Here is an 11735-nt window from a genome sequence, read left to right as displayed (position 1 = left end):
TAATTAAGTTTAGTAAATTTCATCGTTAATTAATTTCTTAATGTACCCTATCATCATTCTCTCATAAAATTAATACCCGTCATTTATTTAATCTATTACTATTAACAATTCTCAATCAGTCTGATTCAATAACATCTTCATTATTGCAGTACACATATACTAATAATTAGCGATCGCTGTGCCAGTTGCGTAAGTCCTGACTTATAAAAGATGTCGTGTAAAACTTCACGCACAAGGAATTGTTTTGAGAGATATTGTCAAAGGTGCTGAAATTAAAACAAAAAAACAACAAGTTTGTAGAAAAGGTGAGTTTTTAGTAGCTGAAATTGATGCAAAAATAGGCGGTATTGGTATTGTCCCTGAAAATTTAGATGGTGCAATTGTCAGCAGTCATTATTTTTTGTTTGAAATTAATGAATCTTTAATAAATAAGCAGTTTTTAAACTTTTTTATTCGTACTCCTATATTTTGTGATCAAATTGCTGCTCAAGGTTCTACTAATTATGCTGCAATACGTCCCAGTGATGTACTAGGTTATTCAATTCCCCTACCACCACTAGAGGAACAAAGGCGGATAGTGGGGCGGGTTGAGGAACTGGTGGGGAAAATTGGGGAAGTGCGATCGCTTCGTCAAAAAGCACTTGAAGAAACAATGCTCATTTATAAATCTGCCGTTGCCAGCCTAATTCAGCCAAATACAAATAAATCCCACATTCCGCACCCCAAACTGTCACAGAGGTAAATTACGTAGAGAAAAAATTAAAGGGAGCATCAAAACAAACATATAAAGTGAAAAAAGGCATTTGAGCCTATCTTCCGCACCCTCAACTGTCACAATGTTAAATGTGAAGCTAAATCACAAAAGTTTCATAGGGATTTCCGTGTTATTAGTAGATGAGAAGCAACAAGTCAAATTTGCTCTAAATGTGGATACAAAAGGGGTAAACTTGATTTAAAAATTCGGTCGGTTAAGTGTTTGAATTGTGGAACTCAACAAACTACAAAATATCCGAAAATTAATAACTAGCAACTTGGTTTATTAGCTGATAGCTGACTACTGACTGCTAACAGTTAAAAACAATTTTGATAACATGACATTAGAAAATATAAATCCTTCTGGATCTGTAAGTCGCAATTTATCATTCATAATTTCTACCCAGTTTTTATCTATATAAGGTTGTAAACAAGTTTTAATTTTCAATACTTGATCATCTCCAAACTGTTCTATTAAATTACTTAAATTTACACCTTCTGCTAATCTTAATCCTAACATTAATGTTTCTAATAATCTATCTTCTAATGATGTAATTTGACAATCAATTATTCCCCCATTTTCTACCCATTGATAATATTCTTGGGTTTTACGCGGACGAGTAAACCGTTTACCTGCAATATAACTGGTTGATCCCATACCAAAACCATAATAAGAGCGATTTTCCCAATAAACTCGATTATGTTGACATTGATGACCTTTTTGGGCGTAATTAGAAATTTCATAATGTTCATAACCAGCATTTGTTAGGATTTTTTGCGCTGTTTTATACATGGTTACGGTGCTTTCATCGCTAGGTAGAGGTTCATCTCCTGGTTGATAATACCGATTGAATACTGTACCAGGTTCTATGGTAAGGTCATAAATGGAGATATGAGTAGGTTTAGCAGATATTGCCTGATTTAATGAATGTTGCCATTGTGATAATGTTTGATGTGGTAGGCCAGAAATTAAATCTAGACTAAATTCGGGTATTACGACTTCATGAATTAATTCTATGGCTGTGAAAATATCTGTTAATGTGTGGGATCTTCCTGCTTTTTTTAATAGTTCTTCTTGAAAAGATTGTACTCCTAAACTAACTCGATTTACTCCTAAATTAGCATAACTTTTTAAATGTGATAAATCAAATGTTCCTGGATCAATTTCCATGGAAATTTCTACTTGAGAACTAATTTCAAATCGCTTTTCTAAGGTTTTTAAAATGTCTGCTAATTGTTGGGGAGATAATAGTGAAGGCGTTCCTCCACCAAAAAAAATGGTTTGTAAGGGTTGCTGAAAAATGGGGGAGTTAGTGATTTCTTGACATAATATTTCTACATACTGACTAATGGTATGGGAGTTTTCTCCCCGTGATTTATTACCAACTACAAATATGGGAAAATCACAATAAAAACACCGTCTTTTACAAAAGGGAATATGAATGTACGCAGCAGTGGGAATTGTAAAATCAATTGTTTTATTCATTAATTTGGTTAATTATGATAAATTAAGCATTATTGTGCGTTTATATTCAATAAATTTGTTAGGACTGACACAGAAAGTAATCAAAAATTCGATTCTTTTGTAGGGGTAATTCATGAATTACCCCTACTTTCGTGATATTTTGGGTAAGTCCTATATGTAATAAATATGGAATCAATGTAATAAATGCTATAGTAATGCCTTACGCGATCGCTGCGATCGCTGATTTTTGCCGAAAACCCCCAAAAAACTCTCTCAAATTTTCCCATAATTTCTAAAAACTTCTCATAAATTACCATATACGGTAATCTAGGTAATATTTCTTAATATCACCACAGGATATAATCAAGCATACTGGAATTTATCTCATAAATAAAACCATGCTGGATGTCATTATCATTTTCTCATTTATTTTAGCAGCATCGGGAATAGGTTTCTTCAGCACCGATCTACTTCCCCCTAGCACTCTCAATGGAGTCACAAATTTAGACGCTTTACGCCTAGTTGTAGCCGTCTTTGCTGCTATCATTGGTGGTGCAATTGGACTCAGTTTCCAAACCACTTACCGACGTTTAGAGTCTCAAGTACGGGAAATGCCTTTAGAAGTGATTTTAACCCGCGCCATCGGTTTAGTCATTGGTTTATTACTTGCTAACTTGATGTTAGCACCATTATTTTTACTACCCATTCCCACAGATTTTAGCTTTATTAAGCCCCTTGTAGCAGTTGTTGGTAGTATTATCCTCTCTGTTACTGGCATGAATTTAGCAGATACTCATGGACGGGGTTTATTAAGATTAATTAACCCTAATACTGTGGAAACTTTAGTGGTAGAGGGAACTTTAAAGCCTGCTAATACTAAGGTGTTAGATACTAGTTGTATTATAGATGGGCGCATAGAAACTTTACTAGAAACAGGATTTTTAGAAGGTTTAATTCTAGTACCAAAATTTGTGTTACAAGAATTACAACAAGTAGCAGATGCTAGTAAAGATCAAAAACGAGTCCGAGGTAGAAGGGGTTTAGAAATTCTCAATAGAATTAGAGAAAACTATCCTGAACGCATTTTAATTAATCCTGTAGATTATGATGATACTCCCACTGTGGATGCTAAATTAGTGCGTTTTGCTCAAGAAATTAATGGTACATTATTAACTAATGATTACAATTTATCAAAAGTCGCTAGTGTGCAAAAAGTGCCAGTTTTAAATGTTCATGATCTTGTGAATGCGGTACGGCCTAATTACCTTCCTGGAGATTATATTGATATTAAAATTCTCAAAGCAGGTAAGGAAGCAAGTCAAGGAATTGGTTATTTAGATGATGGTACAATGGTAGTAGTGGAAGAAGGTAGTAATTATGTTGGTGCTGAGTTACGAGTTGTGGTGACAAGTGCTTTGCAAACTTCTGCTGGAAGAATGATTTTTGCCAAGTTGCAAACTTCTGCTTTAGCTTGAGGAATATGGGGCGCAAAATTAGGGTAGAAAATTCAGTTCTCATCTGTAAATCGGTGTGATATGATTGCACCGATTATGTTTTTTATAGAGGTGACTGGAGTAAAATAATAATATCTACCTAATCATTTTATTGAACCACGAAGAAGCAACTTAAACAAAGATAAGAGGTTATTAAAGATATTTTCTGTAGGTAATTTAATCCTATAAATCCTCAAATCTTGATTTATAAATTCTTTTTTAAGGTGTTTGTATAGGTTTAATATTTCTAGCTTTATAGAATGTTTCTAAACTATGACTATCACCAACAAAACGCCAATGCCAAGGTTCATAACTTACACCTTGAATGTTATCTTTAGGAAAGGACATCTCAAAACCAAATTTAGCTGCATTTGCTTCTAACCATAAATAGGCTTGGGTATTCTCAAAGGTAGCTTGTAAATTTGTGGCTGGGACTTTACCATCGCCAATATCTATGGCATATCCTGTATGATGTTCACTATGTCCTGGAGGTGCACTTAATGCTGCTCTTTGGGCGGGGGTTTGGTTGCGTTGTGCTCCTACTTCAAAAAATAACTGATTTTGGTCTTTTACAGAACGAAAAGCAGAAATTGGTGATAATATTACTCCTGCATTTCTGGCGGCTTGTGACATGGCTTGAAATTTGACTGCGGCGGCTTTTCGCATTTTAATTTCACCATCGGCAGTAATGGGAATTAATTCTGATTTTGGAGCTTCTTGGTAGGGTAAATGTCCTAATATAGTTGCGTCATTTTCGTTATTACTGTTATTAATGGGGTTATTGGTAGAATTTGCTGGGGGTATTTCTGCAGGTAAGTTTGCGGCTGTGGTATTTGGTAAAGTTGGAGAATTAGTTGTTTGTTTAGGTGCTGTGAGAAAAAAGAAAAAACCACTAGCAACAGATAAAAATATAAATCCAATTAGCCCACCAATTATTAACATTAAAGGTGATATATTAACTTTATTATTCACATCAGAACTCACTCTTACAGCAATGGGTATATCATCATTTAGATCAGATGATGAATCATCAGGTTTTTTGTGCAATTCAGAATTTTTCAAGTTTATACTCCTGTAGTTGTATTAAGTTGTCAGGAGTCAGGAGTAAGCACTTCACACTCCGCACTCCGCACTTCGCGCCTAACTATTTTTCTAGCAGCATTTTTAGCATGATTAGGACTTCAATTTCAAGGTTATTCTATCAATAGGACTTACGCAAGTGTCACACTAAAAAATCTGCTGTAGGGTGCGTCAGACAGTATAAATCATGTAAATAACCAAATTGTTGATAGTTGACAGTTGATTATGTTATGATCTTGAGGGGGCGACAAGCAAGGTGAAACCAAGATAGACAAATAGTTTGAGGTGATAGACCCTCTGAAAAAATCTGGTGCTTATTCAGAATGGGATACAGTTATTAAGCAGATATTTATAGGGTGCAGTTTGATGGTAAAAAAGAATGGTCTCGTCAAAATAACAAGACCACAAAAATAAATGCTACCATCATTTTATCAAGAAATCCTCGAAAAATACCTGACTAATAGACAGTTAATCACCCTAAAAATGTTGGTGTGGATACTTCAAACACACAAATAAGTCAGAATAGAAAGATTAGCCGCTAATTTGCCGTTACCAATACAAGAAAATAGCCGTCGTCTTCATATACAAAGATTTTTGAACTCTAATCAATTGAGTGTGGTTTTGTTGTGGTTTCCAATTATTGAGTTAATTTTAGCACGCTTATTTAAACCACTCTCACAATTAGTTATTTGTAAAACTGGAGGTTATAATTTAGAAGGTTCTCTGGCTTCTCCCGATGGACTTGTGCGGATAATTTTATTGATTGCTTTAGCAATGACTTCTGCATGGTTACAGGGTCAAAAAACTCAATCTGAAAGAAAACAATCTTATGTTTGTCGGATGAGTGAAAATAAAAGAACTAGAAAAAGACAGTAGAGGTAGGAAGTGCATTTAATCATGACCCCAGTGCCGCAGAATTAGCAATTTTATGAACTTGGTATAATACTGTTGAGGATAGCTTACCTGAAGAACTACAACCACTTGCTAAATAATGGCAACAGGAAGAAACAGGAAATAGAATTAAGGCTTTTTTAAGAGGTTGGGCAGAAGCGATAAATCGTCCTTTAATATTATTTATAGATGAAATTGATTCTTTACAAGACCAAACATTAATTTCAGTTTTACGACAATTAAGAGATGGTTTTCCTAAACGTCCCGAAAATTTTCCCTCATCTGTAGGATTAATTGGTTTACGAGATGTCAAAGATTATAAAGTAGCATCGGGAGGTAGTGAACGAATAAATAATTCCATTCCTTTTAATATTAAAGCTAGTTCTATTACCTTGAGAAATTTTTATATTGAAGAAGTGGGAGAATTATATCAACAACATACAGCAGCAACAGGACAAATTTTCACACCAGAAGCTATAGAAACAGCTTATGATTTAACCCAAGGACAACCTTGGTTAGTGAATGCTTTAGCTAAAGAAGTTGTCGAACAAATGGTGAAAGATAGAAATCTTGCTATTACCAAAGAACACATTTTAAAAGCAAAGGAAATATTAATTACTCGTCAAGATACTCATTTAGATAGTTTAGCTGAACGCTTACGAGAACCAAGAATAAAAGCAATTATTGAACCGATGTTAGCAGGTTTAGAATTAGGAAATATACCAAACGATGATATTCAATTTGTCATTGATTTGGGATTATGTAAAATGCACCCCTACGGAGGTTTAACTATTGCTAATCCCATTTATCGAGAAGTGTTACCGAGAGTATTAACAGTGACACCAATGGCTTCTTTACCCATGATTGCACCGACTTGGTTAACCCCGGAGGGAGAGTTAAATATAGATGCTTTATTAACAGCATTTCTCAAGTTTTGGCGACAACATGGAGAACCATTATTAGGTAGCACGGGATATCATGAAATCGCACCGCATATTGTATTAATGGCTTTTTTACATCGTGTTATTAATGGTGGGGGACTTTTAGAAAGAGAATATGCCATTGGTAGCGATCGCATGGATTTATGTCTGCGTTATAAAGATGTTATTTTAGGAATTGAATTAAAGGTGTGGAGGGATAAAAAACGCGATCCTCAAGCTGATGGAATTGAACAATTAGAATCCTATTTAGGGCGTTTAGGGTTAGATTTTGGTTGGTTATTTGTGTTTGATAGGCGGAAAAATGCCTTACCAATGGAGGAAAGGTTATCAACTGAGGTGGTGGTGACGGAAAATCAACGTCGAATTACTGTGATTCGGGCGTGAGTATTTTTAACAGGAGGATATCAAGGTTAAGAGATGGGAATTTAAACCAGAACTCGTGCCATTTCCCTAATTCGATTTGCCCAGGTTTGAGACAACGTGGAAATTTCCAGACGACTAGAATCACTTGCCCAAATTGATAACCAATGAATATGCCATTTGGATAATTGACGTTGTATTTGAGCTAATTCAAAGGCATTCTCTACATCTAAATCAATTGCTGTCAGTTCTAAAAACACTTTACTTTCTCTAATAATCTCAAGTACCGCTTCCCCATTAAATTCATCTAAACTGAGAGATGCCATTTGCAGAAAGTTCTGTGCTAATTTTTCCAGACGTACAGAAAGACGCTCACAACGAAAGGTAATTTGTTCTACAGTCCAGTTATTCATAAACCTCCTAATAATTTGTGGATGATTTGTTTGACTTGTTCACGAATTGTCGGATCTAAAATTTCCATTGATCTATTTTGACGTGGCCGGAGATTTACCATTGATTCATAGAAAATTTCTTGAGAAATAAGATTCCAACTCGCGCCCCAAATATCCTGCTGTTGACTTCCATTTTCAAGTAAAATAGTTTCGCAGTCGGAGTGCATTTCACCTCCACCTGCCAAAATTTGATGACGTATATCTACGGCTGTTTTAATATAGAAACGATTGGCTTGAAGCATCTCGTTGATTATAGTTTAGCGAGAAATGTTTTTACTAAACCAATGAGATAAGGTGCATTACATTTGATTAACGCACCCTACAGGATTGGCGATCGCACTTGTGGTATTCCTCTATTGTTAGATAATTCAGTCAATATTCGTTTATTTTTGATTATAATCCTAAAATATGGACATTTTCCATTTATTGACAAATCTTTTCCATCATTCCCTTTTCTAAATTTAATTATTTCAAACTGATCGGGATTGAATTTATGTAGAAATGTTATAGGTACACCCATAAATCCTTTGTAGTCTAATGGTATGTCTTGTGTTTTATTAACATTAATACCATCATAGTTGTCATAATGGGGGTATTCAATTTCGTTTCCAAAATATCTCTTTGTGAGAGTAATATATTCGTGTCGTTTAAAAGTGTCTAAATTAGTTAACCATAGACAATTGTTTGGAGAAACTATTCTATTTCCAGAGCTATCAATCCTAGTCTCTGTGCCATAGAGTTCATAGTATTCGGGGACAATAAAACCTGAAATACCTCTACCAAGGTTTATTCCTAACCACGCCTTGTTTTCCTTAATTAACTTAAATATTTCTTTATAGGTGATAGCATTAATATTGCCAATTATTAAGAATTTTTTATCGTATTTAACTAATTGAGCCACATACTCCCTAAATAATGAAAATGGAGGATTAGTAACAACAATATCGGATTGCTTTAATAGTTCGATACTTTCAGCACTACGAAAATCGCCATCACCTTTAAAATGAACGATGTCAGTTGAACTTGGTTTAATTCTTTCTCCCTCTAGACCTGTATATTCAAAGAAAAAACCATTTTCAACTTCTTCGGTATCAAACAAATCCCTTTCTTGTTTTCTATAACAAGCAGTTATTAATTTTTTAATACCCAATTCTGCGAAATTTGATGCGAAGTAATTAAAAAAATTGCTAATCCGAGCATCATCGCAATTACAAAAAACTACTTTATTTTTAAAATGACTTTTATAATGTTTTAACTCATTTTCTATATCTGAAAGTTGTGTATAAAACTCGTCATTTTTGTTTTGTTTTGCTTTTTTCAACAAAGAGTGCTGTACTTTTCTTGCCATTATCAACCCGTATTATTCGTTATTGGTAATTTGGTTAAATATTTCACTACCTAATGCCTTAAGAGAGGACTTAGACACTTCAACCATAATATCAAACATTTTTTGTTCATCCCATTTTTCTCCATTTCCTTGTGTATAAATTGAAGCTGCTTGAAGCATAATTGTTTTATCATGATGCTTAACAAATTTATTTTTACATAGATTAGTGTTAATTGGCATTCCATAATTTGCAGCGGTCAATCTATCTAATCTACTTAGCTTCCTATAATCAAGAGTTACCACCCTTCCATCAGGTCTTTTAATTGAAATAGTTTCAGTTAGAAAATTTGACCCTTCCAGAAATAAGATGTAGGGAAAATGGGATTCAGACAGCATAAAATTAGCAATTTCTGATATGTTTTTATGCGCTCTTTCTATTGCGTTACCAGCAGCCATCAAGTCTTGATTCTTCTTTTTACCAACTAGTTCTCCTTTTTGGATATTTTCAATGTCTTTCCCTTGATGTTTAGCTTCTGTTACAAGCACCACCCTCCAATTACCGTTATCGTCTTTTACTTGAATTATTCCACCATCAGGTTTAATATGTGAATTTGGCACAAAAAGTGTTTGCCCTAATTCTGAATCAAGTTTCTGTAACGCTTCGTTTATTTCTTTTTTACTTATGCTTGTTTTGTATCTAAAAGATAATTGAGGAAATTCCTTTTCAAGCTGTTTAATTACAAGGCGTGAAATTTGTCCAACTGCTATATCGTGGGACTTTGCTTCATTTCCAAATATACCAACTACACCTTGAGACTCTTTATGTTGATTCGTTAATCTTTTTGATTGATTTTTTTTAGACATATTGTTTCTTTACTATTACCTCATTTTTACTTAAAACTTTTGGTACTTTGTTCTTTTTATGTATAACTATGTATTATACAAAAATTTTCTGTATAATACTTTTGAATACAGGTATATAGTAAATATTAGAGGCGATTCTTGTCAAGTTATGCAGAATTTTTCTGTATAACATCCTATGGAACAACGTCCTAAAAAACTGCTCTGGTACAAGATGTGATCAGGCTTAAGCACTATTGGATTGTTAGACATTCTCCAACAATCTCAACCAACAATCTCAACTTTTCCACCTCCAACCTTAACCTTTCATTCTCCATCCTCAACGCCAAAATTTCATTCTTCTGCAATTCAATTAACGACTTTTGACTAATTACCTCACCAAAGGCTTTTTTCCTATCTATTTTCAATCCCAAACCATCTTTGATAAGTCTTTGTATGTTCATCAACAGTATGACCTAAATTATCTGCTGCTGCTTTAATTGGTATTCCCTGAAAATGCGCTCGAATTGCACAAGCATGGCGTAAATCATCAGGTTGAAATTCAATTCCCACTTTTCTAAACCATCTCGATATATCTCTTCGCATCCAATTAATATTTTCCAGTCAAACACCTTAATCCCAAAATCATCTACAATCAAAATGTCCACTACATAATAAAATCCTATGACTCGCTGGTTTAATAGCGAAGTGAACCGTAGGAATCGCTGTTTTTAGTGATGTGGAGATATGCGATCGCACTATTATTTTTACTGATCACTAAGCTGAAATATTATCAACCAAAACCTGATTCATAATTTGCTGCTTTAAACAATCCGCCGCCACTGAAGCAATACTTTCCCAATCTTTTTCTGTCAACATCACCCCAAGCAATTCGCGCAACACCTGATGATTGGAAATAAACTCCTCCCCAAAAAGTTCATCCTTTTGTAACACAGCTTGAATATGTTCTTTAACAGTAGATGTAGGTAGCCTGAATCTTTCCAATAACTTCTCTCTCGCGGTAGCAAATGCTATAGAAGTCGCAGTTCCCAAATTCCAATCTTTGAGTAACAAACGCACTTCTCGATTCAAAGAAATCCGCAAAGTTTTTAAACGATAAAACAATTCAGGATTCAACAACAGTTGTTCAAAACCAGAACCCCAATCTAAACCAGCACCAATATTACCACCTACTTCTTCCTCAGCTAAAATGCTTTTTCTCAACCATTCTTCATTTAGCAATAAATCCATCGGGTTTGCTAATTCTTGATTAGAGGTAAACGGAATATAATTAGATTCTTGCTGACTCATTACTTACCCTCACTGTTTTTGTTATGAGAACGCCATACACCATACTCAAAATAAACTAAATCATCGTAATCTTCATCTTGCCCTAAATCTAGCATTCTTTGATTATCATAGAATTTTTCTGTCCCTGGTAAAGAATGTAAACCTACCCTACCTTCATAACCTAATTCTAAACTACGGGTGCGGGCAAATAGCAGAAATACACTCCCAACACCCTTGTATCGTGGTGGACGTTGCACATCCTGACGATTCCAAGGTGCTGTAGCAATTCCATCAAGATATACTAAGCGTTTACCCTCTGTAATGCGTGAACCGTGCATCTGAGTTTCCATCAGCATCAATCCTTGGGTTTCACCTTCACACTCAATAGCATAACCTTCACGGTTGGAACTGCTGGCAATAAATCTCAGTTTAAACTCCCAATCCCAAAATTTATCAGCTTGTATATATAAATTTAGTTGGCTTTTCCACAGCAATAGATAATCGTCAACGTGCTTTTGTGCCAGTTCCACTAAATAAGCATTTACAAGGGTGCTATCTTCACCACGAATTAGTTGAACTTGCAGTTGCACTCATTACTCCTTGTTGGTGAAAATGACTGTGATAACAAACTAAAATACTATCATTTATTACTCGGATAATTAGAACCTCCCTTAATGTTTGGTTTAACGATTACCAAAACCATGAATTTACCTCCCGCAAATGTGAAAACCATACAACTACCCTTAATCATACCACAGCCGCAACCAGTAAATCTTTTTATAATGCCAGATCATAATTTTCCTAAATAAATGTGTAAACTTAAAGAGTTCACTAAATAATAAA

12 protein-coding genes and 2 pseudogenes are annotated in these 11735 nt (G+C 34.6%); 5 read left to right on the top strand and 9 right to left on the bottom strand.

From position 1 onward, the window contains the following. The first annotated feature begins 244 nt into the window (after positions 1 to 244). Together H6F32_RS08375 and H6F32_RS20510 are read left to right on the top strand one after the other, a co-directional pair. Positions 245 to 742, top strand: coding sequence for a restriction endonuclease subunit S (locus H6F32_RS08375; RefSeq protein ID WP_199294518.1), 498 nt, complete (start codon positions 245 to 247; stop codon positions 740 to 742). A gap of 171 nt (positions 743 to 913) precedes the next feature. Next, on the top strand, positions 914 to 1027 hold the full coding sequence (locus tag H6F32_RS20510) for a hypothetical protein (RefSeq protein ID WP_313926618.1): 114 nt from the start codon (positions 914 to 916) through the stop codon (positions 1025 to 1027). 27 nt (positions 1028 to 1054) lie between these two features. Here the strand turns inward: H6F32_RS20510 and hemW are convergent, their stop codons facing one another. Beyond that, positions 1055 to 2239 carry a radical SAM family heme chaperone HemW gene (hemW, locus tag H6F32_RS08365; RefSeq protein ID WP_190368868.1) on the bottom strand — a complete coding sequence of 395 codons (1185 nt, stop codon included), beginning with the start codon at positions 2237 to 2239 and terminating at the stop codon, positions 1055 to 1057. A 377-nt stretch (positions 2240 to 2616) separates the two neighbouring features. Here hemW and H6F32_RS08360 point away from each other — a divergent pair, with 377 nt between their 5' ends. Next, positions 2617 to 3693: a PIN/TRAM domain-containing protein gene (locus H6F32_RS08360; protein ID WP_190368867.1), complete on the top strand. Its 1077-nt coding sequence runs from the start codon at positions 2617 to 2619 to the stop codon at positions 3691 to 3693. A 237-nt stretch (positions 3694 to 3930) separates the two neighbouring features. Here H6F32_RS08360 and H6F32_RS08355 read toward each other — a convergent pair whose 3' ends face one another. Beyond that, entirely contained in the window at positions 3931 to 4773 is an 843-nt protein-coding gene (locus H6F32_RS08355; protein WP_190368866.1) for a D-alanyl-D-alanine carboxypeptidase family protein, read from the bottom strand. A 561-nt stretch (positions 4774 to 5334) separates the two neighbouring features. On the opposite strand from H6F32_RS08355, the gene H6F32_RS08350 reads away from it, so the two are divergent. Next, positions 5335 to 5667, top strand: coding sequence for a hypothetical protein (locus tag H6F32_RS08350; protein ID WP_190368865.1), 333 nt, complete (start codon positions 5335 to 5337; stop codon positions 5665 to 5667). Next, positions 5661 to 7007: pseudogene (locus H6F32_RS08345) on the top strand (ATP-binding protein); the annotation flags it as partial. The gene H6F32_RS08350 and the pseudogene H6F32_RS08345, both read left to right, overlap by 7 nt. 41 nt (positions 7008 to 7048) lie before the next feature. Here the strand turns inward: H6F32_RS08345 and H6F32_RS08340 are convergent. The 7 genes and pseudogenes from H6F32_RS08340 to H6F32_RS08310 form a co-directional block, all read right to left on the bottom strand. After that, positions 7049 to 7396 (bottom strand): hypothetical protein, encoded by a 348-nt coding sequence (locus H6F32_RS08340; protein WP_190368864.1) that lies wholly within the window; start codon positions 7394 to 7396, stop codon positions 7049 to 7051. Further along, complete coding sequence (locus H6F32_RS08335) at positions 7393 to 7677, bottom strand: DUF5674 family protein (protein WP_190368863.1); 285 nt, start codon at positions 7675 to 7677, stop codon at positions 7393 to 7395. The genes H6F32_RS08340 and H6F32_RS08335 overlap by 4 nt, the downstream gene beginning before the upstream one ends. A 77-nt stretch (positions 7678 to 7754) precedes the next feature. Continuing rightward, positions 7755 to 8783, bottom strand: coding sequence for an adenine-specific methyltransferase EcoRI family protein (locus H6F32_RS08330; RefSeq protein ID WP_190368862.1), 1029 nt, complete (start codon positions 8781 to 8783; stop codon positions 7755 to 7757). Positions 8784 to 8795: 12 nt separating this feature from the next. Beyond that, entirely contained in the window at positions 8796 to 9626 is an 831-nt protein-coding gene (locus H6F32_RS08325) for an EcoRI family type II restriction endonuclease (protein ID WP_028088675.1), read from the bottom strand. Between the two features lie 230 nt (positions 9627 to 9856). Next, a pseudogene (locus tag H6F32_RS08320) lies at positions 9857 to 10226 on the bottom strand (tyrosine-type recombinase/integrase); the annotation flags it as partial. Positions 10227 to 10379: 153 nt separating this feature from the next. Further along, complete coding sequence (locus H6F32_RS08315; RefSeq protein ID WP_190368861.1) at positions 10380 to 10913, bottom strand: hypothetical protein; 534 nt, start codon at positions 10911 to 10913, stop codon at positions 10380 to 10382. Further along, the gene (locus tag H6F32_RS08310) at positions 10913 to 11482 is read right to left on the bottom strand and encodes a GNAT family N-acetyltransferase (RefSeq protein ID WP_190368860.1); all 570 of its coding nucleotides are present in this window, start codon (positions 11480 to 11482) and stop codon (positions 10913 to 10915) included. The genes H6F32_RS08315 and H6F32_RS08310 overlap by 1 nt, the downstream gene beginning before the upstream one ends. Between the last annotated feature and the right edge of the window lie 253 nt (positions 11483 to 11735).

It is taken from the genome of Anabaena sp. FACHB-1237 (assembly GCF_014696225.1).
Classification (GTDB): domain Bacteria; phylum Cyanobacteriota; class Cyanobacteriia; order Cyanobacteriales; family Nostocaceae; genus FACHB-1237.
Note: the sequence above shows the minus strand (reverse complement) of the source record. Positions and strands in the feature narration are given on the sequence as shown.